We start from the raw sequence: 23,223 nt of genomic DNA on the forward strand, positions 1-23,223 counted from the left end.
CGGTGACGCGCCAGCCATGCATGGCCCGCCAGTCCAGCTGCCCGAGCCGGATCATGAACGACCAATCCAATTCCGCCCCATCGAAAAGCGTTGATTATTCGCAGACGCTGTTCCTGCCTCAGACCGAATTCCCGATGCGCGCCGGCTTGCCGCAACGCGAGCCGGAACTGCTCGCCCGCTGGCAGACGATCGAGCTCTATCGCAAGCTGCGCGAGAGCGCGAAGGGCCGCGACCGGTTCATCCTGCATGATGGCCCGCCCTATGCGAACGGCCATCTCCATATCGGCCATGCGCTCAACAAGGTGCTGAAGGACCTCGTCGTCCGCTCGCAGCAGATGCTCGGCCATGATGCCAACTATGTCCCGGGCTGGGATTGTCACGGCCTGCCGATCGAGTGGAAGATCGAGGAGCAATACCGGGCCAAGGGCCTGAACAAGGACGATGTGCCGGTCGTTGAATTCCGCAAGGAATGCCGTGCCTTTGCCGAGCACTGGGTCAACGTTCAGCGCGAGGAGTTCAAACGCCTCGGTGTCGAGGGCGACTGGGCCGATCCCTACCTGACCATGGCGTTCCCGGCCGAGGCGCAGATCGCCCGCGAGATCATGAAGTTCGCCGAAACGGGCCAGCTCTATCGCGGCTCCAAGCCGGTGATGTGGTCGGTGGTCGAGAAGACCGCGCTGGCCGAGGCGGAGGTCGAGTACGAGGAGCATACGAGCGATACGGTGTTCGTGGCCTTTCCCGTCGCGTCGGGAGCGGATGCTCTGGCCGGCGCCTCGGTCGTGATCTGGACGACGACCCCCTGGACGATCCCAGGCAACAGGGCGATCTCCTTCCACCACAAGATCGCCTATGGGCTCTATCGGGTGACCGCGGCGGCCGAGGGCAACTGGGCGAAGGTCGGCGCGACCTATGTGCTGGCGAAGGCTCTCGCCGAGAGCGTGTTCAAGGCGGCCAAGGTCGACGCCTTCGAACTGGTGCGCGATGTCGATGCCGCCGAGCTGAATGGCCTGACCGCCGCCCATCCGCTGCGCGGCCACGGCTACGATTTCGATGTGCCGTTGCTCGACGGTGACCATGTCACCGACGATGCCGGTACGGGCTTCGTCCACACCGCTCCCGGCCATGGTCGCGAGGATTTCGATATCTGGATGGCGAGTGGCCGCAAGCTCGCCGAGCGCGGAATCGATACGCATATCCCCTACACCGTGGATGCCGATGGTCGCTTCACCAAGGATGCGCCGGGCTTCGAGGGCCGGCAGGTCATCACCGACAAGGGCGAGAAGGGCGACGCCAACGACGCCGTGATCAAGGCGCTGGCGGCGAGCGGCACCATCATCGCGCGCGGCCGGTTGAAGCATCAGTACCCGCATAGCTGGCGCTCGAAGAAGCCGGTCATCTTCCGCAACACGCCGCAATGGTTCATCGCCATGGACAAGCCGCTCGGCGAAGCGCTGGGTGGCCCCGATGTCCCGTCCACGCCGGGTGGCAATGTCGATACGTTGCGCAACCGCGCTCTGAGGGCGATCAAGGAAACCGAATGGGTTCCCGCGGCTGGCGAGAACCGCATCACCGGCATGATCGCCAACCGCCCTGACTGGGTTGTCTCGCGCCAGCGCGCCTGGGGCGTGCCGATCACCGTCTTCGTCGAGAAGGACAGCGGCACGATCCTCGTCGATCCGAGGGTCAACGCTGCCATCGCCGATGCCTTCGAGAGCGAGGGGGCCGATGCCTGGTTCACCGATGTCGACGGCGCGCGCTTCCTGAAGCCCTTCGGCTACGAGCCGCAGATGTATGAGCGCGTCACCGACGTGCTCGATGTCTGGTTTGATTCAGGCTCGACCCACGCCTTCACGCTGGAGAAGCGGCCGGACCTGCGGGCTCGCCGGCGCGGCGAGGGCGGCAATGACCGGGTGATGTATCTGGAAGGGTCTGACCAGCACCGCGGCTGGTTCCATTCTAGCCTGCTCGAAAGCTGCGGCACGCGCGGCCGGGCGCCCTATGACATCGTGCTGACCCACGGCTTCTGTCTCGACGAGAAGGGCGAGAAGATGTCGAAGTCGAAGGGCAATGTCACGGCGCCGCAGGACGTCATCAAGGAATCCGGCGCCGACATCCTGCGCCTCTGGGTCGCGGCGGCGGACTATTCCGACGATCTGCGCATCGGCAAGGAAATCCTCAAGACCTTCGTCGAGACCTACCGCAAGCTGCGCAACACCATGCGCTGGATGCTCGGCACGCTCGCGCATTTCAGCGAGGACATCCGCGTCGCCTCGCCTGCGTCGATGCCCGAGCTCGAGCGTTTGATGCTGCACCGCCTTGCGGAGCTCGGGCCGCAGGTCGAGGAGGCCTATCGGACCTATGATTACAAGCGGGTCGTGACGCTGCTCTCGCAGTTCATGAACACGGAGCTGTCCGCCTTCTATTTCGACGTCCGCAAGGACGCGCTCTATTGCGACCCGCTCTCGAGCCATGTCCGCAAGAGTGCGCTGACAGTGGTCGACCATCTCCTGCGCTGTCTCGCAACCTGGCTGGCGCCGATCCTGGTCTTCACCACCGAGGAAGCCTGGCTCGAGCGTTATCCGGAGCAGAAGGCGCTGGGTGGCTCCGTGCATCTCGAAGCCTTTGCCGAGGCTCCGCAGAGCTGGCTCGATCCGGAGCTGGCCGAGCGCTGGAGCAAGATCCGCCGCGTTCGGCGTGTCGTCACCGGCGCACTCGAACTGGAACGTGCGGCCAAGCGCATCGGCTCGTCGCTCGAAGCCGCGCCGGAGGTTCACATCGCCGATCCCGACCTGCTGGCGGCGCTGTCGGGGGTCGATCTCGCCGAGATCTGCATCACGTCGGGTGTCAAGATTGTTGCGGGCGAGGGGCCCGAGGATGGCTTCCGGCTTCCGGAGGTGCCCGGCGTCGCGGTCGTCCCGGTCCGGGCCAGCGGCGTGAAATGCGCCCGTTCCTGGAAGTATTTCGATTCGGCGACCGCCGAGCGCGACCATCCCGATGTCACTCCGCGCGACGCCAGGGCCTTGCGGGAGCTCGGCAAGGCGGCCGGGCGATGACGTCGCTGCGCCGCTTCGGGATCTGGATCGTCGCGCTGGTCTTCGTGCTGGACCAGGCGTTGAAGCTCTGGCTGGTCTTCGGTTTGCATCTCGGTGAAACCGGTCCCTATGACCTAACGTCCTTCATGACCATCGTGCTGGCCTGGAACCGCGGCATTTCCTATGGGCTGTTCCAGCAGGAGGGGAATCTCGGGCCCTGGCTGCTGGTGCTGCTTTCCGTCGTCGCGGCGATCTGGCTTAGCCGCTGGATGTGGCGGGCAACGGACCGGCTGACGGTCGCAAGTCTCGCACTCATCGTCGGCGGCGCGCTTGGTAACGGCGTCGACCGGGCTGTGTACGGTGCCGTCGTCGACTTCGTTCACCTGCATTATGGCAGCTTCAGTTGGTACATCTTCAACATTGCCGATGCGGCTATCGTTGTCGGTGTGCTCGGTCTCCTGTATGAGTCCTTCCGCCCTGACGCCTCAAAGTCTGCACAGGCTTGAGGCGCGTCGCCATGCTTTTGCCCTTCCCTTGGTGCAACACGGCGAAACACGGACAGGAACGCAGGTTCCTTCACGGAGGTTTTGAGATGGCCAATCGCGCTCGCGCAATCCGCATCCTGCTCGCTGGGAGCATGATCGCGGCCGCGCTTCCCGCCTCGGCTCAGGAAGGCATGTTTTTCCAGAACGCCATGCGGACCTTTGGACTGATGCCGGGGGAGGGGCCCGATATCGAGTATCGCCAGCGCCCGCCGCTGGTGGTGCCGCCGTCTTCCGCCTTGCCGCGTCCGCAAGATCCGGCCTCGCAGCGTACGGCTGCATGGCCGAATGATCCCGATGTTGCAGCCCGCCGTGCGGACGCCAAGGACGCCCTGATTCCGGCGACCGAGCGCGAGAAATACAAGCTGAACCAGACCCCGCTGCTCAGCCAGCAGGAACTGCGTCGCGGTCGCGTGACCGGCGGACAGGTTCAGGCACCACCGGAAACCCAGAGCAAGACCTTCGAGGAGAATATTGGCCCGATCCGTGCCGGTCGTGAATTGGCGGCGCGCCAGGCTGCCACCGACACCTCGAACCTGGTTCATGGCCAGGAGCCGCAGCGCCGCTTGCTGAGCGATCCGCCGACCGGCTACCGCAAGCCGGCTGGTACGGCGCCGCTCGGACCCGGTCGGGGCGGGCCGCGTGAAGACACCAACAGCACGGGCCAGAAGGAATTCGTGCAGGGTCTGCCGTCGCCGAGCACGCCCTGACCCTTCGCTGAAAAACCGTGATGGCGAGCGCCGCGCGCTGGCGCGGCGCGTAATCGCGCCTATATCGAAGGTCACTCCTGCCGCGAAGGTGCCACCCTGAAATGACGGTTCATACTCCGACTGCACGCTTGTCGGTTCCAGTCGAAGCCTTCAGGCTCGCCAACGGGCTTGACGTCGTGGTCGTCCCGGACAGGCGCGCGCCGGTCGTCACTCATATGGTCTGGTACCGCAACGGCTCGGCCGATGATCCGGCCGGCAAGTCCGGCATCGCGCATTTTCTCGAGCACCTGATGTTCAAGGGCACGGCGCGCTGGCCGGCCGGCGAGTTCTCCAAGATCGTCGCGGGCTATGGCGGCCAGGAGAACGCCTTCACCTCCTTCGATTACACCGCCTATTTCCAGCGCGTGCCGAAGGAACATCTGCGCGCCATGATGGACTACGAGGCGGACCGGATGACCGGGCTCGCCTTCGATGAGAGCGTGGTCGCGCCCGAGCGCGATGTCGTGCTCGAAGAGCGACGCATGCGCGTCGATGCCGACCCGGCTGCACAGCTGGGGGAGGAGTTCTCTTCCGCGCTCTTCGTGCATCATCCCTATGGCACGCCGATCATCGGCTGGGAGCACGAGATCGAGGGCCTGACGCGCGACGACGCCTTCACCTACTATCAGCGCTTCTACACGCCGGAGAACGCGATCCTGGTCGTCGCCGGCGACACCGATCTCGACGAGGTGCGCACGCTTGCCGAGGCGACCTATGGCCAGATCGCGCCGCGTGGACAGGCCCCGGTGCGCAAGCGCCCGGCCGAGCCCGCTCCGCGCGCAGCGCGCCGGGTCTCGCTCAGCGACCCGCGTGTGCGCCAGCCGTCCCTGCGGCGGGGCTGGCTCACGCCGACCTATCTCAGCGGCGATCGCAGCGAGGCATTCGCGCTCGAACTGGTGGCCGATATCCTCGGCGGCGGCACCACGTCGCGGCTTTATCGCCAGCTTTGCGTCGAGCAGGAGCTCGCGGCCGGTGCCAGCGCCTATTTCATGGGCTCGATGGTCGATCGCGCTGCCTTTCAGATGTCGACCAGCCCACGCCCGGGCATCGACATGGCTGCGCTCGAAGCTGGCCTGGATGCGGCGCTCGCGACCTTCCTTGCCGATGGGCCGAGCGAGATCGAGTTGAGCCGCGCCCGCACGCGGCTGGTGGCGGAGACCATCTTCGCCCGGGACAGCCAATCTTCGCTCGCTCGTATCTTCGGTGCCTCGCTGGCCGTCGGMGAAACCGTCGAGGACGTCCTGGCCTGGCCGGAACGGATCGAAGCCGTGACGCGCGAGGCCGTCATCGAGGCCGCGCGCCGCTATCTGCGGCCCGACCGTTCGGTCACCGGGCTGCTCTTGCCGGCAGCTTGAGTCCGCGCCCCCTTTCTCATGCGGGTGGGATGACATCGTCCCACCGTCAGGAAGCGACATGAACGCGCCCATCCCCACCCCGGGTTCCACGCTTGCCGGCCCCTCGGTGGCGGTCCAGCAGGTCCGCTCGACCTCCGGTATCGAGGCCTGGCTGGTCGAGGAGCACAGCCTGCCGTTGATCGCGATCGATTTCGCCTTCGACGGTGGTGCGACACGCGATCCCGACAATGCCGCCGGCAGCGCCTACCTCGTCTCGGGTCTGCTCGATGAGGGGGCCGGCGATCTCGACGCGGAAGCGTTCCACGGCCGGCTTGCCGACCACGCCATCAGCCTCGGCTTCGATGCCCGTCGCGACGATTTCCACGGCCATTTGCAGACCCTGTCGCGCCATCGCGACGAGGCGTTCTCGCTGCTGGCTTTGGCGCTGAACGCGCCGCGCTTCGATGCTGATGCCGTGGAGCGCGTGAAGTCGCAGGTCGTCGCTGGCCTGCAGCGTCAGGCGCAGAATCCGGAGACGCTCTGCCGCAATGCACTCTATGCGGCGGCCTATCCCGGTCACGCCTATGGCCGTCCGGAGAAGGGCGATATCGACAGCGTCTCGCGCACGGAGCCCGCCGGATTGAAGGCGCTCTCGCGCGAGTTGCTGACCCGCGCCGGCCTCAAGATCGTCGTGGTCGGTGACATCACGGCGGAAGAACTGGCGCAGCGGCTCGATCAGCTCTTTGCCGCGCTCCCGATCGGCACGGYTCGACCGGTCCCGACCGACCCCGTTCCCGTGCAGGGGCTTGGCGAGACGCATGTCATCGATCTCGATGTGCCGCAGACCGTGCTGCGCTTCGTCGGCCCGGGCCTGATGCGCCGCGATCCGGATTTCATCACCGCCAGCGTGTTGAACCATATCCTGGGTGGCTCCGCTTTCACCTCGCGCCTGTTCCTTGAAGTGCGCGAGAAGCGCGGCCTTGCCTATGGCGTGTCGTCGAGCCTGCTGCCGCTGCGCGAGAGCGCGATGCTGGTCGGCGGCACTGCGACGCGCAACGATCGCGCGGCCGAATCGCTTGCCGTCATTCGCGAGGAGATGATGAAGCTTGCCTCCGAGGGGCCGACCGAGCACGAGGTCGAAGAGGCCAAGCGCTACATCATCGGCTCGTATCCCCTGCGCTTCGATACCTCGCCGAAGATCGCTGCCGAGCTGCTGGGCCTGGCGGTGAACGGCTTCGGCCCGGAATTCCTCGCCGAGCGCAACCAGCTCTTCGCCGCCGTGACGCTCGCCGACATCAAGCGCGTTGCGCAACGGCTCTTCGGCGACCCGCGCCTGCTGGTGCAGGCCGTCGGCCGGCCGGTCGGCCTCGTTTGACGGCGCGCCGCCCACCCGCTTTTCCACCGACCCCATACGGATACCAGGCCATGCTGCAGCAAAGCTTCGACCTCGCGCTCGAATCCGGTGTCGGCGCCGGTGGCATCCCCGATGCTGCCTTCGAGAAGGCATTGGCCGCTCTCGCGCCCGCGCTGGCGCGGCTGAAGGGCGAGGCGGACGCGAAGTCGCTGCCCCTGCTGGGATTGCCGGCCGATACGGCCGATCTGGCACCGGTCCATGCTGCCGCAAAACGCCTGCGCGAAGGCGCGACCGATATCCTGATCCTCGGCACGGGCGGCTCCAGCCTCGGTGGCCAGACGCTGGCCCAGCTCGCCGGCTCCGGCATTGCCGGCCTGTCGAGCTTCGCGCCCACGCCGCGCGTGCATTTCATCGACAATCTCGATCCTGAGACATTTGCCTCCCTGCTCACGAAACTGCCGCTCAAGTCGACCAGGTTCGTGGCCATCTCCAAATCAGGCGGCACCGGAGAAACCCTGCTGCAGAGCATCGCGGCGATCACCGCGCTGCGCGCCGCCGGTATCCCCGATGGTGAGATTGGCCGGCACTTCCAGGGGCTCTCCGAGCCGGCCAAGCCCGGCAAGCTGCACCCGCTGCGTGCCCTGCTGGAGCCGTTCGGTACGCCCTTCCTCGACCATCATACCGGCGTGGGTGGGCGCTACTCGGTCCTGACCAATTGCGGTCTGCTGCCGGCCGCGATCCTCGGCCTCGATATCGAAGCCCTGCGCAACGGTGCGGCAAAGGCACTTGCTCCCCTGCTGGCGGGCAAGGGCGTCCGCGAGGTCCCGGCTGCGCTGGGTGCGGCCCTGCACCTCGCCGCCATGCGCTCTGGCAAGGGCATCGCAGTGCTGATGCCCTATGCCGACAAGCTCGCCCTGTTGACGCGCTGGTGGGTCCAGCTCTGGGCCGAGAGCCTCGGCAAGGACGGACAGGGCACCCAGCCGGTCGCGGCGCTCGGGCCCGTCGACCAGCATTCGCAGCAGCAACTCTATCTCGCCGGGCCGAAGGACAAGTTCTTCACCGTTCTGACCCTCAGCACCAAGGGCAGGGGCCCGGGGATCGATGCTGCTCTGGCGAAGAAGATCGGCGAGGACGGTTTCGCCGGCAAGACGATCGGCGATCTCGTCGCGGCGCAGGGCGTCGCCATGATCGATACCTTCGCCAAGAACGGCCGCGCGGTGCGCCGCCTCCATGTCGATCATGTCGACGAGACGGTGCATGGCGAGATCCTGATGCACTTCATGCTGGAAACGATCCTGACGGGCTACGCCATGGGCGTCGATCCGTTCGATCAGCCGGCGGTCGAAGAGGCGAAACTCCTCGCCAAGCGCTATCTTGCCGAAGGGCGCGGCTGACGATTCGGGTTTCCGCGCTCGCTCCCTTTTTGCCGGGCTCAGCATGACCGTTCGCCGTCTCGATCCCATCCTGGTCGATCGCATCGCCGCCGGCGAGGTGATCGAACGGCCGGCTGCTGCCGTGAAGGAGTTGGTCGAGAACGCCATCGATGCCGGTGCGCGCGCGATCGCCGTGACCATTGCGGCCGGCGGCCGCGAGCTGATCCGCGTCGTCGATGACGGCTCCGGCATGTCGCCCGAGGATCTGGCGCTGTCGGTCGAGCGCMACGCCACCTCGAAGCTGCCGGATGGCGATCTCTTCGCGATCCAGTCTCTCGGTTTCCGCGGCGAGGCGCTGCCGTCGATCGGCTCGGTGGCGCGGCTTGCGATCACCACGCGCCAACGCGAGGCTTCGCAGGGCCACGGCCTCGTCGTCGAGGCCGGTGAGAAGGGCGTGGTTCGTCCGGCCGCTGCTGCGCCCGGCACGCGCATCGAGGTCAGCGATCTGTTCATCTTCACCCCGGCCCGCCTCAAGTTCCTGAAGAGCGATCGGGCGGAGGCGCAGGCCGTCTCCGAGATGTTGCGGCGACATGCCATCGCCCATCCGACCATCCGCTTCTCCCTCGAAGGTGACCATGTCACCGGCTTCGACTGGCCAGCCGAGGCGATCGGCGAGGAAGGGCTGCTGCGCCGGTTGTCGCGGGCGCTCGGCCGTGATTTTCCCGAGAATGCGCTGCGGCTCGACGTGGCGCGCGAGGGCATTCGGGTCATCGGTTTCGCCGGGCTGCCCACCTTCCATCGAGGGACCTCGGCCGGCGTGCATCTGGCGGTCAATGGCCGGCCGGTGCGGGACAAGCTGCTGCTGTCGGCGGTGCGCGGCGCCTATGCCGATGTGGTGCCCTCCGACCGGCACCCGATGCTGTTTCTCGATGTGATCTGCGATCCGCGCTTCGTCGACGTCAACGTCCATCCGGCCAAGAGCGAAGTCCGCTTCCGCGATCCGGCCCTGGTCCGCGGCCTCGTGGTATCCGGCCTGAAGGCCGCCTTGGCCGAGGCCGGGCACCGCGCCACGACGACAGGTGGCGCCCGGACGCTGGAAGCCTTCCGCGCGGTCTTCTCTGGGGCCGGGCAGCAGCCGTCAGTGCAGCGTCCAATGCTGCCGTCCGCACCTGCCTGGGCGTCGCCATCGGCCGGGTTCGGCGAGGCGCGGCAGGCCGATTTCACGGGTTTCGTGACGCCATCGGCCGATGCGCGAGCCCATGTCGCCGAGCCGGCGCAGGATGCCCTCGACCGCCCGCTTGGCGCCGCGCGGGCGCAGGTCCATGAAACCTATATCCTCGCCCAGACACGTGACGGCATGGTCATCGTCGACCAGCACGCGGCGCATGAGCGGTTGGTCTATGAACGGCTGAAGGCCGAGAGGGCCAGGACGGGTATTGCCCGCCAGGCTCTGCTGCTGCCGGAAGTGGTCGAGCTCGATCCGGTCGACGCCGACCGCCTGATCGCTGTCGCCGGTGACCTTGCTTCGCTCGGCCTGACCATCGAATCCTTTGGATCCGGTGCCGTGCTGGTGCGCGAGGCGCCGAGCGCGTTGGCTGGCGGCAATCTGCAGAAGCTAGTTCGCGACGTCGCCGATACGCTCGCCGAGCATGGCGATTCAGGGTCGCTCGAACGGCGCCTCGACCATGTGCTGGCGACGATGGCCTGCCACAACTCGGTGCGTGCCGGCCGGCGCCTGCGGCCCGAGGAGATGGATGCGCTCCTGCGCGAGATGGAAGTCACGCCCAATTCCGGCCAGTGCAACCATGGCCGCCCGACCTATGTCGAGCTCAAGCTGAACGATATCGAGAAGCTGTTCGGGCGGCGGTGAAGCCCTCAGGGCGCCCGCAGGATCCAGACCTGGGTTTCACCATAGTCGCGTCGCTCCAGCTCCTCGAAGTCGCCGGGCAGGGCGATCTCGACCCCCGCCGCTTCCTCAAGCACGATCAGCGCACCAGCGGCCAGCCAGCCGCCATCGCGTGCCGAGATGAGCGCCTTCTCGCCAAGATTCTTGCGATAGGGCGGATCGCAAAAGACGAGCTGGAAAGGCGCCATCGGCCCGATCGGGCCGAGCTTGGTCGCATCGCGGCGGAAGATACGGCTCAGGCCGGCGAGCCCGAGCGTCATCTGGTTCTCGCGGATCAGGCCGCGTGCCTCGGTGCCGTCATCGACCAGCAGTGCAAAGCCGGCACCGCGCGAGAGCGCTTCGAACGCCATCGCGCCGGTTCCGGCGAAGAGATCGAGCACGCGCGCGCCCTCGACCACGTCGTCATAGGCATGGGCGAGCACGTTGAAGAGCGATTCGCGCAACCGGTCGGAGGTCGGGCGGATCGTGCCGATACCCGGCTTGGGGCCGGCCAGGGGCCGGCCGCCGAAGCGGCCGCCGACGATTCTCATCAGGCGCTACTCTCAGTCACGCTTGCCGCGGCCGCCGCCACCGGGACGCGGTCCCTTGCCGCCGGGCTTGCCGCCAAAGGGACGTCCGCCGCCGGGCTTGCCGCCAGCGCCGCGCCCGTGCGGGCGGTCGCCGGACGGTCTGCCGCCGCTTGGCCTGTCGCCGAAGCTGCGACCGCGCGGACGGTCATCGCCCTGACGCTCGGCAAAAGGTCGGGCGGGTCGCTCGCGTCCCTCACGAGGGGCGCGCTCAGGGCGTTCGCCGCGTGGCGCGCGCTCCTGCCATGGACGCTCGTCGCTGCGATCCTGTCCGCCGGCCCCCTCATCGCGTGGACGGCGCTGAGGCCGGTCACCAAGGCCGCGAGGTGACGCGCCGCGCTCCTGCGGGCGCGCTCCGCGGGCTCCCGGCCCGGTACGCTCGGCACGAGCCGGGCGGGCGGGCGCTTCTTCTCGTGCCGGCGCGCTGACGCGCTCGACCAGCACGCGGCGTCCCTTCGGATCGGCAATCGCCTTGTCGCGTTTGCGTTCGATCTGGCCGGTCGCCTCGCGGGCCTGCCGCGCCTCCTTCGGATCGGCGCCACGCCTTGGGGCCGAGCGGCGCTCACGTTGCGGCTCGGCCTCCTCATCGCGCCAGACGGTGCGCTTCCAAGGCTTCTCGCTGCGGGTGTCCTGCGAAACCGGACGTCCACTGCCGCGCGCCCCACGCTCCTCGCCACCCTCGCGGCGGCGCGGGCGATCCTCGCCCGCAGGCGCGCGCTTGGGCGCCGCCGGCAGCTCATCGCGGCGCGGTGCCTCGAAATCGACGCCGGCCTTGGCCATTAGCTCTTCGCCGAGCTGGTCCTTGATCACGCGGGAGCGGATCTCGTCGATCTCACCCTCCGGCAGATCGCCGAGCTGGAACGGCCCGAAGGAGACCCGGATCAGCCGGTTCACGGCAAGGCCGAGATGCTCGAGGACGGTCTTGACCTCGCGGTTCTTGCCCTCTCTCAGGTCGACCACGAGCCAGGTGTTCGAGCCCTGCTCGCGTTCGAAACGTGCCAGGACGGGCCCGTAGCTGATGCCGTCGATGGTGACGCCATCGCGCAGTGTGTCGAGCTTGTCCTGCGTGATGCTGCCGAAGGCGCGCACACGATAGCGCCGGAGCCAGCCGGTTTCCGGCAGCTCGAGCACGCGTGCCAGTCCGCCGTCATTGGTCAGCAGCAGCAACCCCTCGGTGTTGATGTCGAGGCGGCCGATCGAGAGAACGCGCGGCAGGTCCTCGGGCAGGGCCTCGAATACGGTCGGGCGGCCTTCGGGATCATGGTTCGTCGTCACCAGCCCGCGCGGCTTGTGATAGAGCCAGAGCCGAGTGCGCTCGCGCGCCGGCAATGGCTCGCCATCGACGAGGATCACGTCGCTCGGTCCGACATCGAGTGCCGGGCTTTCGATCACCTTGCCGTTCACGCTGACGCGGCCTTCGGCGATCATCGCCTCGCAATCGCGGCGCGAGGCGACGCCGGCGCGCGCCATCACCTTGGCGATGCGCTCCGGCTCGATCGAGGGCAGGAGGACTGCGCCCGGTGCCTGGGGCTCGGCATCCTCGCGGCGCGGACGATGAACCCGGTCGTCGMCGCGCGGACGGTCGTGCCGCTCGGCGCGTGGCCTGTCGAAGCGCGGTGCGCCAGCATCCCGGTCGCCGAAGCTCCTGCCGCGGGGGGCCGCACCTTCGCGGGGCGGACGGCTCGTGCTGCGCTCGCCCTCGGAGCGGGCTCGGAACGGCCTTTCACCACCCTCGCGCGGTGGGCGCGGGGCGTCGTCGCGTCGGCCAGCCGGCTTGTCGAAGCGCCGGGCGGGGCGTTCGCCGCCTTCGGATGTCCTGTGGGAAGGGCGATCATCTCCCGAGCGACCACGAAACGGGGCGCGTTCGCCTTCGGTCCTGCTGCGGAACGGTCTTTCGCCGCCCTCGCGCGGCGGGCGCGGGGCGTCGTCGCGTCGGCCGGCCGGCTTGTCGAAGCGCCGGGCGGGGCGTTCGCCGCCTTCGGATGTCCTGTGCGAAGGGCGATCATCTCCCGAACGCGCACGAAACGGAGCGCGTTCGCCCTCGGTCCTGCTGCGGAACGGCCGTTCGCCGCCCTCGCGCGGCGGGCGCGGTGCGCCGTCACGCTGGCCTGCGGGCCTGTCGAAGCGACGGGCGGGGCGTTCGCCCTCGCTCCCGGCATCGCGGCGCGGCCTGTCATCGCCCGAACGGCCACGGAATGGCGGGCGATCTCCGCCCGAAGGTGGGCGGCCGCGTGACGGGCCACGGCCTTTGCCGTCGCCTCCGCCAAACCCGCCGCCTTTGCCGCCAGCTCCACCGCCCTTGCGTGGACCACGGCTTTTCTGGTTGTTGTCGTCGCTCATCATCGCTCCTGCACAGCCGGCGCTTGTAGCAGAGCGTATCATGCCTCGCGAGCGCCAAAGCAGAGGTTTCATGCTGCAATCGAAGCGTGCCGAGCTGGAGGGGATGGATCTCGCCCTCGCGGAGGCCCGGGCGGCAGGTGCCAGGGGCGAGGTGCCGGTCGGAGCCGTGGTCGTCAGGGACGGAACCATCCTGGCCAGTGCCGGCAACCGCACGCTCGAGCTGAAGGATCCGACCGCACACGCCGAGATGCTGGCCTTGCGGCGCGCCTGCGAAGAAATCGGCAGCGAACGGCTGATCGGCTGCGATCTCTACGTCACGCTCGAACCCTGCCCGATGTGCGCTGCCGCGATTTCCTTCGCCCGGATCAGGCGGCTCTATTTCGGCGCCTCCGATCCCAAGGGAGGCGCGGTCGAGAACGGTGTCAGGCTTTATGCCAGCCCGACATGCCACCATGCGCCGGATGTCTATGGCGGCATCGCTGAAAGCGAGGCGGCGGATCTGTTGCGCGGGTTCTTCAAGGCGCGGCGTTAGGGGGGATTATGCGCTCGTCCCGCCCTGGGGATTGCGGATGCATCCAGCGTCGCTACGGTTCCGCTCCCGACAAATGAACATCGCGAGGCGCAATGTCCTTTCAGGCCTATCTCGACACCATCAAGCAGAAAACCGGCAAGGGGCCTGAGGAGCTGCAGGCGCTTGCCGACGCGAAGGGCCTCTCGGAAGCGGGCAGGCTCAGGCCGGGCGTCAAGGCAGGGCAGGTCGTGGATTGGCTGAAATCGGATTTCGATCTCGGCCATGGCCACGCCATGGCGATCTATGCCCTGCTCACGGGCAAGAAGAAGCCGGGTGATTGAGCTAACGCGCTGCTTCCGCAATCAGCCAGTCGCGAACCGCGTGCACAAGCGCCTCCTTGGAGCGGCTCGGCAGGGTCACCACGGAATACGTCAGTCCCTGTAGCGTTGGGCCGAATGGCTGGATGAGCCGGCCTGCATCGAGTTCCTCCCTCACGAGCGCCAGGCTGAGCAGCGCCGCTCCCTGGCCGGCGACTGCAGCCTGGATCGCCTGGCTTTCATCGGTGAAGCGCAAGGCCGATTTCGCATCGGGCCGCATATCTGTCCGCTCGAACCAGATCGGCCAGGTCGGATGATCGGGATCTGCGCTGCGCCATTCGAAATGGATGAGCGGCACCTTCGCGAGATCGGCGGGCTGGTGGACGTCCAGCACCGGATTGACCACCGGGGCGAACCGGTCTGCGATGAGTTGGCGCGCGTCGAGATTGGGATAGCTGCCATGGCCATATCGGATCGCCAGGTCGACCTGGCCCGAGTGCAGATCGACAACATCGTCTGATGCGTGCAGCCGCAGATCGACGCCGGGGTGGGCTTTCTGGAAGCCGGCGACGCGCGGCACCAGCCATTTCGCAGAGAAGGCTACGGTCGCCGAGATCGTGATGACCGGCCGTTTCCGCTCTGACCGAATGCGCTCGATCGCTGCGGCGAAGGCGTCGAAGCCATCGCGCAGCACGAGATAGAGCGCCCGGCCTTGTTCGGTCAGACTGACACGCCGCGTCTGGCGGTCGAACAGGCGCACATCGAGGTGCTCCTCGAGCGTCCGGATCTGGTGGCTGACCGCAGTGGCCGTGACCAGCAGCTCGGAGGCGGCTCGTTTGAAGCTGCCATGACGCGCCGCAGCTTCGAATGCCCGCAGCGAGGATAAGGGCGGCAGGCGTCGCATCACGGAGGTCCAATGATTGAGCTCACAACTTGCCTGATTATGAGTGAGTTTGATTCAGTTATCGAGTGAGGATTTCGCGTTTGTTGTCCTGGGCGTGAACGCACACATTCATCTCATCGCCGGACGGGCACACCGATTGGATGAATGAAATTCATCTCGCGACGCGGCCAGTCCATTCACAGATGAGATGAAAAGATGTTCGAGCAAGTTGTCACGCGGCCCGACCCCTACGAGCCGTATCTGTTGTCGCAGGCCATCAAGGTCGGCAACCTTCTCTTCGTATCGGGCCAGGCCGGCTATGATGACGAGGGCAAGGTCGTGGAGGGCGGATTCCTAGCCCAGGGCGAGCAGGCCTTCTCCAATTTGCGGCGTGYCCTCGAAGCGGGCGGTGCCAGCCTGAAGGATGTCGTCAAGGTGACGATTTTCGTCACCGACATGCAGGCTCAGTTCAAGGACGTGGTCGAGCTTCGCCGCAGGTTCTGGAGCGCGCCTTATCCCGCCGACACGATCGCTGAGGTCAAGGGCCTCTACGATTCCAGGGTGATGATCGAGATCGAGGCGATTGCGGCAGTGCCAGGGGAGGGCCGGTAAGATGACTGGCAACCCCGCTTCCGGCCTGCCTCGCCAGAGGGCGGAGGAGAGTCTCTTCTCCCCCGTCCGGATCGGCAGGCTCGCTCTATCCAACCGGCTTGTCGTTGCGCCCATGACGCGCGTGAGTGCAACCGTCGATGGCCGTGCCACCGAAGGTATGGCCGCCTATTACCGTTCATTCGCGGAAGGCGGCTTCGGCCTGATCGTGACGGAGGGCATCTACACCGACAAGGCATTCTCGCAGGGCTACCAGTACCAGCCCGGCCTCGCTGATGCCGAACAGGTCGAGGCGTGGCGACAGGTCGTCAGCACGGTTCATGACGCAGGCGGGCGGATTGTTGCGCAGCTGATGCACGCCGGAGCCCTGGCGCAAGGCAACATCCATCGGGACCATAGCATCGGCCCTTCCGCCCTGCGTCCCAAGGGCGAGCAAATGGCGTTCTATCGCGGCAATGGCCCCTACCGCATTCCTCGTGCGATGTCGGAGGTGGATCTCGGTGAAGCGGTGGCAGGCTTTGCCAGCGCGGCCGCGCTCGCAAGGGAGACTGGCTTCGACGGTGTCGAGATCCACGGAGCCAACGGCTACCTCCTCGACCAGTTCCTGACCGAGGGCATCAATCGACGCCAGGATCGCTATGGCGGGAGCATTGCGGGCCGCCTTMAGCTCCTCGTCGAAGTTGCCGAAGCCGTTCGCTCGGCCGTGGGAGCGGATCATGTCGTCGGCATGCGAATCTCGCAGGCCAAGGTGAATGACTTCCTCCACAAATGGGTCGGAGGTGTCCGCGAAGCGGAGATGGTGTTCAGCGCATTGGGCACGCTTCCCCTCGACTACATCCATACGACCGAATTCGAGGGGTGGCGCCCGGCCTTCGGCGATACCGGGCCAAGTCTGGCGGCCTTGGCGCGGATGCATGCCCGGCTTCCGGTTCTGGCGAATGGGTCGCTGCACGATCCGCAACGTGCTGCGGCCATGATCGAGGGCGACGAGGCGGACTTCGTGTCGCTCGGGCGTGGCGCGCTGACCCATGCCGACTGGCCGACGCGTTTCCGCGAGGGGCGGGCGCTGGAGCCGTTCGACAAATGCATCCTGTCGCCGATCGCGGATCTGGCGAACGCCGAACGGCGCCGTTCAGCGCTGCTCGACTTTGCAAGCTGAGGGCGCGCCCAAACGAATTGGCGCCGTACCCCCAAGGTGCTGGCAGGACGTTCAGGCGAGCGTCCTGATCACCAGATAGCATCCCAGCATCAGCAGCCCCGCGAAGAAGCTGAGCTTGAAGGTGGCCGCGGAGATGCGCGTGCGGATCGCCTGGCCGACCGACATGCCGGCAAGCGCAGGCAGCAGCGCCAGCAGCGAGGATTGCGCCACGCCGACATCCAGGGCGCCTGCTCCGATCAGGCCGACCGACAAGGCCAGCGTCGAAGTGATGAAGGAGACGCCCAGCGCCTGCACCAGCTCGTCCTTGTCCAGGCCGAGCGCCTGCAGATAGGGCACGGCCGGCAATACGAAGACACCGGTCGCAGCGGTGGCGATGCCCGTCGTGATGCCGATGACGGGGCCGAGCCAACCCTCAGCACTGGAAGGGACGCGCAGCTTCGCCGCCTTCARCCCGACCAGTGCATAGAGCACCAGCGCACAGCCGAGCCAGAAGGTGGCCGAGCCGCCCTTGCTCTGTTGCAGCAACCCGGCGCCCGCCCAAGTCCCCGCGCAGATGCCGGCAAGCATCGGCCAGAGCCTGATCATGATCGCCTTCAGCCCCGGGCCGGTTGCGACCTGCCAGCTGTTGGTGACGATATTGGGCACGACGAGCAACGCCGCGGCCTGCGCCGGTGCCATCACCACGCCGAGGATGCCGACTGCGATGGTCGGGAGGCCGAGCCCTATGACGCCCTTGACRAAGCCGGCCAGAAGAAAGGTGGCGGCGATGAAGAGGATGAGATCTGCGTTTTCCATGAGGCTGTTTGTGGCAGTGTCGATGCGGACTGTCGCGCCCGAACGCTACGGTGGGGAGCGTACTGTTCCAGGTTGCCTCGGCTGAGCAAGGGAGCAAGATGGCTGCATGAGCACGCATGGCCCCTATCTCGCCGAGATCGCCCATCTGATGGGGGATCCAGCCCGCGCCAACATGCTGCACGCCCTGATGGACGGGCGCGCGCTGACCGCCAAGGAACTCGCCTATATTGCCGGCGTCGCGCCGCAGACGGCGAGCGGCCATCTCGCCCGCCTGATGGCGGGCGGCCTGCTCGCGGTCGCCGTCCAGGGGCGCCACCGCTATTACAGGCTCGCCGGGCCTGAGGTCGCCACGGCGCTCGAAGGGCTGATGGTCCTCGCCGGAAGCCAGTCCTCCAGTCGCCGCTTGCCGTCCCGGGTCGGCGCCGACCTCAGCCGGGCCCGCACCTGCTACGATCATTTCGCCGGGCGCCTCGGCATCGGCCTGCATGATGCGCTGGTCGCGGGCGGGCACCTGACGGTTGCCGATGGCGGCTACGGCCTGGCGACATCGGGGGAAGGCGTTTTCGCGGCGCTCGGCATCGACATCGCTCAGGCGGCCAGGAGCCGGCGCGCGTCGTTGCGGCCATGCCTCGACTGGAGCGAGCGCCGTCCGCATCTGGCGGGAAGCCTGGCCGCAGCCCTCGCATGCCGCTGCTTCGAGACGGGCTGGGTCCTGCGCAAGAAGGACAGTCGTGCCGTAATCCTGACCGATGAGGGGCGTGACGCGTTGATCTCGGTATTGCCGGGTTTTCGCTGCGACGAACCGGAGGCGCTCAGCCCTGCCGGAGTGCCTGAGACAGCCTTCGCTTGACCTCGTCCTTGAGCGGCTCGGAGGCGTCGAGGATGGCTTGCGCCCGGAAGAAGTCGAGCCCGCCATAGCCGTCGATGCCGGCCCTGATCAGGATATCTGGCGGGTGGCGCTCGATCATGCGCTGTACGATGGTGCGCGTCAGGATTTGCGAGACGCCGACCATCGCTTCGAGCGGCTCGGGCACGCGCGTGTCGCTGATCGTTGCCGGCGCGCTGGTGTCGACCGCCATGACGATGCGCCCCGGCGCCAGCAACCTGTCATAGGGCAGGGGGTTGATCGCTCCGCCATCGATCAGCACGCGGCCGCCGAGCACCACCGGGCGTACGAGACCCGGAATAGCCAGCGAGGCGGCGACGGCCGGCGTCAGCGGCCCGCTCGTCAACGAGACCTCTGCATGGAGATGGTAGTCGGTCGCAATCGCGGCGAAGGGAAATCTGAGCTCCTCGAACCGGTCGGGCACGGCTTGCGGCCAGAACAGGTCGAGCAGCCGCTCGCCGTCGATCAGCACGGGATTGCCGAGCCCGCGCATGAGATCGGTGAATTTGCCGACGCGGGCGTCGAGCAGCCGCGCGATCACCTTGGCCCGGTCACGGAATGTCAGTGACACATGCTCCCGCAGCTCGCTGCCAGAGAGGCCGGCCGCATAGGCCGCGCCGATGATCGCCCCGATCGAGCAACCGACGATGAGGCCGGGCCTCACGCCGAGTTCGTCCAGCGCCTCCAGTACCGCGATATGGCTCAGGCCCCGTGCCCCTCCGGCCCCCAGCACGAGCGCGAGCCTGGGCTCGGCGCTGTCGGATCGTTGCTCGGCAGGCGTCGTGAAGCTTGGCATGGTGCGATGCTGCGGCCTGAACCCTGCTCAGGCAACCGAGCCAGCAAGGAACGGCTTCAAGGCCTCCAGCGTTGCTGCAGGGTTTTCCTCCGGCAGGAAATGGCCGCTGATGATCGCTTTCCCCTCGGCCTTGGGCGCGAAGGTCGAGCGCCAGATCGCGAGCGGGCTTTCGCCCTTGGCGGGTATTCCGGCTTCGCCCCAGAGTGCCAGCACCGGGCAGAGGATGGTCTTTCCCGCCGCGAGATCGGCCCTGTCCTGGGCGAGATCCGTGGTGGCGCCAGCGCGATAGTCCTCGCAGGCCGCATGGATGCGATGCGGGTCGTCGAATGATTCCCCATAGGATCGGAGCGCGAGCGGGTTGAATACGTCGAGCGCCTTGGCCCGTGTCCAGCTCGCGATCGTATGATCGAGCCAGGCCTGGGGATTGGCCTTGATCAGGTTTTCCGGCACGGGTTCGGGCTGGGCCAGGAAGGTCCAGTGATAGACCTGCATGGCGCGGGCGGCGTCCATGCCGTCCCACATCGAGAGCGTCGGCAGGATGTCGAGCACGGCAAGCCGCTCGACCCTGCCGGGATGGTCGAGAGCGAGGCGATAGGCGACACGCGCGCCGCGGTCATGGCCGATCACGGCAAAGCGGATATGGCCGAGCGCTTCCATGACGGCGACGACGTCCTCGCCCATGGCGCGCTTGGTGTAGGTCTCCTTGCCGCCATCGCCATGGGGAGCCGCCGACCAGCCATAGCCGCGCAAGTCCAGGCAGACGACACGATGGGTCTTCGCCAGTTCGGGCGCGATCTTGTGCCATTCGGCGTGGGTCTGCGGGAAACCGTGAATGAGCACGAGCGGCGGCCCTTCACCGCCGGAACGCGCAAAGATCTTGCCGACGGGCCCGTCGACCCAATGGGCTGTGAAGCCGGGAAAGAGTGAATCGAGATTGCTCATGGAGGAGCGCTCCTGGCGTAACCGCTGGCCTGATATCAGTCTGGCTGAAATCCTAACCCCCGACGAGCGCGGATGTTCAGCCTTCCTGCTCCCGTTTGACCGCCTGCCATCCGATGTCGCGGCGGCAGAACCCCTCCGGCCAGTCGATCGCGTCGACGGCGGCATAGGCGCGTTGCTGGGCCTCGCTGACAGTCTTGCCGAGGCCAACGACATTGAGCACGCGACCACCATCGGCAACGATGTCGGTCCCGGACTGCTTCGTCCCGGCATGGAAGACGAGGACATTGTCCATAGCCTCGGCCTTCTCGATGCCGCGAATGATGCTGCCCTTCTCGGGCGTGGCGGGATAACCCCGCGCCGCCAGAACGACGGTCAGCGCGGCTTCGTCCAGCCAGCGCAGGTCGAACGAGCTGAGCACACCGTCGCAGGCGGCGAGGAAGGCCGGCACGATATCGCTCTTCAGGCGCGGCATCAGCACCTCGCATTCCGGGTCGCCGAAGCGGACATTGTACTCGATCAGCTTCGGCCCCTGCGCCGTGATCATCAATCCGGCGAAAAGCACGCCCTTGAACGGTGCGCCCCGCTTCTGCATTCCCGCGAGCGTCGGTGCGATGATCTCCGCCATGACCCGGTCTTCCAGGGCCTTGGTCATCACCGGGGCGGGCGAATAGGCGCCCATGCCGCCGGTATTCGGKCCGGTGTCGCCGTCGCCGACGCGCTTATGGTCCTGAGCCGAGGCAAGCGGCAGGGCATGGCTACCGTCGCAGAGTGCGAAGAAACTCGCCTCCTCGCCGATCATCCATTCCTCGATCACCACCTCGGCGCCTGCTGCGCCGAAGCCGCCCGAGAACATCATCTCGATGGCGGCATCGGCCTCGTCGAGGGTCTGTGCCATCACCACGCCCTTGCCGGCGGCSAGSCCRTCGGCCTTGATCACKATCGGSGCGCCCTGAGCCCTGACATAGGCCTTGGCCGATGCTGCATCCCCGAAGCGTCCGAAGGCGGCCGTCGGGATGTTGAACTCGGCACAGAGTTCCTTGGTGAAGCCTTTCGAGCCCTCGAGCTGGGCTGCCGTCTTCGAGGGGCCGAAGGTCTTGATGCCGGCCGCGACGAGATCATCGGCGATGCCGGCGACGAGCGGCCCTTCCGGCCCGACCACGACGAGGTCGACCTTCTCCCGCTTGCAGAAGGCGACGACTGCGGCGTGATCGGCGATGTCGAGCGCGACGTTCTCGCCGCATTGCGCGGTGCCGGGATTGCCGGGTGCGACAAGGAGCCGGTCGCAGAGCGGCGAGCCGGATATCGCCCAGGCGAGCGCATGTTCGCGTCCGCCGGAACCGATCAGAAGGATGTTCATCGCGCCGTCTCCGCTTGCTCCGCGCGCAATAGCCTTCGCAGCGGCGCGGGGCAACGCTTCTGCTCCGTCGCTGCGACCGTTATGGTCGCGCAATGGATATCGAATCGCCCGACACCAAGCCCTCCAATGCGCCGGAATGGTCGGTTTCCGACCTGTCTGGTGCGCTCAAACGTACGCTGGAGGACGCCTTCGGCTTTGTCAGGGTGCGTGGCGAGATTTCGGGCTATCGCGGCCCGGTCGCCTCGGGCCATGTCTATTTCTCGCTGAAGGACCAGAACGCCAAGATCGACGCGGTGATCTGGAAGGGCGTCTTCGGGCGGTTGAAGACACRGCCTCAGGAAGGGCTGGAGGTCATCGCCACCGGCAAGATCACCACCTTCCCCGGCAAATCGAGCTACCAGATCGTCATCGATTCGCTCGAGCCGGCCGGTGTCGGCGCGCTGATGGCGTTGCTTGAGGAGCGTCGCAAGAGGCTCGCTGCCGAAGGCCTGTTCGACGAGGGGCGCAAGCAGCTCATTCCCTATCTGCCGCGCGTCGTCGGCGTGGTGACCTCGCCGACCGGTGCTGTCATCCGCGACATCCTGCACCGTCTCGAGGACCGCTTTCCTCGCCATGTCCTGGTCTGGCCGGTCCGCGTCCAGGGCGAGACCAGTGCGGCCGAGGTGGCGGCCGCCATTGCYGGTTTCAACGCATTGCCGGAAGGCGGACGAATCCCGCGCCCCGACGTGATCATCGTCGCGCGCGGTGGCGGTTCGCTCGAGGATCTGATGGGCTTCAACGAGGAGGTCGTGGTGCGCGCCGCTGCCGCCTCGCTGATCCCGCTCGTCTCGGCAGTCGGCCACGAAACCGACTGGACCCTGATCGACCACGCCGCCGACCTGCGTGCGCCGACTCCGACCGGCGCCGCCGAGAAGGTCGTGCCGGTCCGCGCCGATCTGATGGCGCTGATCGCCGATCTCTCCCGTCGGCAGGCGGGGGCGATGCGCCGTCTCTCGGATCGCCGTCGCAGCGATCTGCGTGCGCTTGCKCGGGCCTTGCCGGGGCCGGAGGCTGTCCTTTCCGGCCCGCGGCAGCGGCTCGATCTGGCCGCGGCGCGTCTTGCTCCGGCATTGGCGCGCAACGCGCGGGCTTACGAGCAACGGCTTGCAGCTTTGTCGCAGAGGCTCGTGCGGCAATCTCCATCAGTCCGGCTCGCGACCTATGTGGCAAGGCTTGATGGGCTCTCAAGCCGCCTGCGGGCTGGGCGGGATGCTTTGCTCAGGGCAGAACGGCTGCGCCTCCAACGGGCGCATGAGCGCACCGACGAGCTGTCGCTGAGGGCGAGCCGCGCCTTTGTCCAGGGTCTGGGGCGCCGTCGCGACAGGCTCGAATCGGCCTGGAGCCTGGTCCGCTCGCTGGGCCCCCAGGCTGTTCTGGCGCGTGGCTATGCGCTGGTGCGCGATGGTTCGGGAGCGCTCGTTCGCGGCGTGGAGCAGGCAAAGCCCGGCCTGGCGCTCAGCGTTCAGGTCAGCGACGGCAGCTTCGATGTCACCGTCACCGCGGGCGGGGAAGGGCTGTCGCCACGGCCGGCTCGTGCGCCGCGCCGGGACGTTCCGCGCAGCGGGCAGGGCGACCTCTTCTAGGTGTGTAGTCCCGAAATCTGATGGTGCATCATCGATCCTGAGTCGTCAGGAGGAGGATGCATTATGGGAAGCGTTCTTCATGGCAGCGCCCGCACGACGGCGCGTGTTCGAGCCGAGCTCCAAGGGTCGAAAGAGAGCAGCCGGGCCCTT

Annotated in this window: 20 protein-coding genes; 13 read left to right on the forward strand and 7 right to left on the reverse strand. The window is 67.2% G+C overall.

What is annotated here, in order from left to right; translation table 11 throughout:
- The first annotated feature begins 53 nt into the window (after positions 1–53).
- From ileS to mutL, 7 genes are all read left to right on the forward strand, one after another.
- A complete protein-coding gene (gene ileS / locus AC1DRP_RS09685) occupies positions 54–3,053 on the forward strand; it encodes an isoleucine--tRNA ligase (protein ID WP_441506121.1) in 3,000 nt (999 codons plus the stop codon).
- Positions 3,050–3,538 (forward strand): signal peptidase II, encoded by a 489-nt coding sequence (gene lspA / locus AC1DRP_RS09690; protein ID WP_441488863.1) that lies wholly within the window; start codon positions 3,050–3,052, stop codon positions 3,536–3,538. The genes ileS and lspA overlap by 4 nt, the downstream gene beginning before the upstream one ends.
- Positions 3,539–3,624: 86 nt before the next feature.
- Positions 3,625–4,284, forward strand: coding sequence for a hypothetical protein (locus tag AC1DRP_RS09695; protein ID WP_441488864.1), 660 nt, complete (start codon positions 3,625–3,627; stop codon positions 4,282–4,284).
- Between the two features lie 101 nt (positions 4,285–4,385).
- Positions 4,386–5,678, forward strand: coding sequence for a M16 family metallopeptidase (locus AC1DRP_RS09700; protein WP_441488865.1), 1,293 nt, complete (start codon positions 4,386–4,388; stop codon positions 5,676–5,678).
- A 58-nt stretch (positions 5,679–5,736) separates the two neighbouring features.
- On the forward strand, positions 5,737–7,032 hold the full coding sequence (locus AC1DRP_RS09705; RefSeq protein ID WP_476768393.1) for a M16 family metallopeptidase: 1,296 nt from the start codon (positions 5,737–5,739) through the stop codon (positions 7,030–7,032).
- Between the two features lie 50 nt (positions 7,033–7,082).
- On the forward strand, positions 7,083–8,405 hold the full coding sequence (locus tag AC1DRP_RS09710) for a glucose-6-phosphate isomerase (protein ID WP_441506123.1): 1,323 nt from the start codon (positions 7,083–7,085) through the stop codon (positions 8,403–8,405).
- Between the two features lie 43 nt (positions 8,406–8,448).
- Complete coding sequence (mutL, locus tag AC1DRP_RS09715; RefSeq protein WP_476768394.1) at positions 8,449–10,254, forward strand: DNA mismatch repair endonuclease MutL; 1,806 nt, start codon at positions 8,449–8,451, stop codon at positions 10,252–10,254.
- 5 nt (positions 10,255–10,259) lie between these two features.
- Here mutL and AC1DRP_RS09720 read toward each other — a convergent pair whose 3' ends face one another.
- On the reverse strand, positions 10,260–10,820 hold the full coding sequence (locus AC1DRP_RS09720; protein WP_441488869.1) for an RsmD family RNA methyltransferase: 561 nt from the start codon (positions 10,818–10,820) through the stop codon (positions 10,260–10,262).
- Positions 10,821–10,832: 12 nt separating this feature from the next.
- Positions 10,833–13,196 carry a pseudouridine synthase gene (locus AC1DRP_RS09725; RefSeq protein ID WP_476768395.1) on the reverse strand — a complete coding sequence of 788 codons (2,364 nt, stop codon included), beginning with the start codon at positions 13,194–13,196 and terminating at the stop codon, positions 10,833–10,835.
- Between the two features lie 103 nt (positions 13,197–13,299).
- Between AC1DRP_RS09725 and AC1DRP_RS09730 the strand changes: the two genes are divergently transcribed.
- Positions 13,300–13,728 carry a nucleoside deaminase gene (locus AC1DRP_RS09730; protein WP_441489224.1) on the forward strand — a complete coding sequence of 143 codons (429 nt, stop codon included), beginning with the start codon at positions 13,300–13,302 and terminating at the stop codon, positions 13,726–13,728.
- Positions 13,729–13,820: 92 nt separating this feature from the next.
- Entirely contained in the window at positions 13,821–14,048 is a 228-nt protein-coding gene (locus AC1DRP_RS09735; protein ID WP_441488871.1) for a DUF4287 domain-containing protein, read from the forward strand.
- Between the two features lies 1 nt (position 14,049).
- Here AC1DRP_RS09735 and gcvA read toward each other — a convergent pair whose 3' ends face one another.
- Positions 14,050–14,928 carry a transcriptional regulator GcvA gene (gene gcvA / locus AC1DRP_RS09740; protein WP_441506126.1) on the reverse strand — a complete coding sequence of 293 codons (879 nt, stop codon included), beginning with the start codon at positions 14,926–14,928 and terminating at the stop codon, positions 14,050–14,052.
- A gap of 195 nt (positions 14,929–15,123) precedes the next feature.
- Between gcvA and AC1DRP_RS09745 the strand changes: the two genes are divergently transcribed.
- Complete coding sequence (locus AC1DRP_RS09745; RefSeq protein ID WP_476768396.1) at positions 15,124–15,519, forward strand: RidA family protein; 396 nt, start codon at positions 15,124–15,126, stop codon at positions 15,517–15,519.
- 1 nt (position 15,520) lies between these two features.
- On the forward strand, positions 15,521–16,675 hold the full coding sequence (locus AC1DRP_RS09750; protein ID WP_476768397.1) for an oxidoreductase: 1,155 nt from the start codon (positions 15,521–15,523) through the stop codon (positions 16,673–16,675).
- Between the two features lie 51 nt (positions 16,676–16,726).
- Here the strand turns inward: AC1DRP_RS09750 and AC1DRP_RS09755 are convergent, their stop codons facing one another.
- Complete coding sequence (locus AC1DRP_RS09755) at positions 16,727–17,470, reverse strand: sulfite exporter TauE/SafE family protein (RefSeq protein WP_441506128.1); 744 nt, start codon at positions 17,468–17,470, stop codon at positions 16,727–16,729.
- Positions 17,471–17,576: 106 nt separating this feature from the next.
- Here AC1DRP_RS09755 and AC1DRP_RS09760 point away from each other — a divergent pair, with 106 nt between their 5' ends.
- On the forward strand, positions 17,577–18,320 hold the full coding sequence (locus AC1DRP_RS09760; RefSeq protein WP_441506129.1) for an ArsR/SmtB family transcription factor: 744 nt from the start codon (positions 17,577–17,579) through the stop codon (positions 18,318–18,320).
- Here AC1DRP_RS09760 and AC1DRP_RS09765 read toward each other — a convergent pair.
- The 3 genes from AC1DRP_RS09765 to purD form a co-directional block, all read right to left on the reverse strand.
- Entirely contained in the window at positions 18,283–19,152 is an 870-nt protein-coding gene (locus tag AC1DRP_RS09765) for a patatin-like phospholipase family protein (protein WP_441506130.1), read from the reverse strand. The genes AC1DRP_RS09760 and AC1DRP_RS09765 overlap by 38 nt on opposite strands.
- A 27-nt stretch (positions 19,153–19,179) precedes the next feature.
- Positions 19,180–20,094, reverse strand: a complete 915-nt coding sequence (locus AC1DRP_RS09770) for an alpha/beta fold hydrolase (RefSeq protein ID WP_441506131.1) — start codon at positions 20,092–20,094, stop codon at positions 19,180–19,182.
- Between the two features lie 76 nt (positions 20,095–20,170).
- Positions 20,171–21,451, reverse strand: coding sequence for a phosphoribosylamine--glycine ligase (purD, locus tag AC1DRP_RS09775; RefSeq protein WP_441506132.1), 1,281 nt, complete (start codon positions 21,449–21,451; stop codon positions 20,171–20,173).
- 92 nt (positions 21,452–21,543) lie between these two features.
- Between purD and xseA the strand changes: the two genes are divergently transcribed.
- On the forward strand, positions 21,544–23,073 hold the full coding sequence (gene xseA, locus AC1DRP_RS09780; protein ID WP_476768398.1) for an exodeoxyribonuclease VII large subunit: 1,530 nt from the start codon (positions 21,544–21,546) through the stop codon (positions 23,071–23,073).
- The last annotated feature ends 150 nt before the right edge of the window (positions 23,074–23,223 follow it).

The sequence above is a fragment of the Allobosea sp. 01N443 genome (genome assembly GCF_056399325.1).

Coding starts and splice junctions, on each gene's coding strand:
- ileS (WP_441506121.1), top strand. CDS start 54: ATGAACGACCAATCCAATTCCGCCCCATCGAAAAGCGTTGATTATTCG.
- lspA (WP_441488863.1), top strand. CDS start 3,050: ATGACGTCGCTGCGCCGCTTCGGGATCTGGATCGTCGCGCTGGTCTTC.
- AC1DRP_RS09735 (WP_441488871.1), top strand. CDS start 13,821: ATGTCCTTTCAGGCCTATCTCGACACCATCAAGCAGAAAACCGGCAAG.
- AC1DRP_RS09765 (WP_441506130.1), bottom strand. CDS start 19,152: ATGCCAAGCTTCACGACGCCTGCCGAGCAACGATCCGACAGCGCCGAG.
- AC1DRP_RS09770 (WP_441506131.1), bottom strand. CDS start 20,094: ATGAGCAATCTCGATTCACTCTTTCCCGGCTTCACAGCCCATTGGGTC.
- AC1DRP_RS09695 (WP_441488864.1), top strand. CDS start 3,625: ATGGCCAATCGCGCTCGCGCAATCCGCATCCTGCTCGCTGGGAGCATG.
- AC1DRP_RS09760 (WP_441506129.1), top strand. CDS start 17,577: ATGAGCACGCATGGCCCCTATCTCGCCGAGATCGCCCATCTGATGGGG.
- gcvA (WP_441506126.1), bottom strand. CDS start 14,928: ATGCGACGCCTGCCGCCCTTATCCTCGCTGCGGGCATTCGAAGCTGCG.
- AC1DRP_RS09710 (WP_441506123.1), top strand. CDS start 7,083: ATGCTGCAGCAAAGCTTCGACCTCGCGCTCGAATCCGGTGTCGGCGCC.
- AC1DRP_RS09720 (WP_441488869.1), bottom strand. CDS start 10,820: ATGAGAATCGTCGGCGGCCGCTTCGGCGGCCGGCCCCTGGCCGGCCCC.
- AC1DRP_RS09730 (WP_441489224.1), top strand. CDS start 13,300: ATGGATCTCGCCCTCGCGGAGGCCCGGGCGGCAGGTGCCAGGGGCGAG.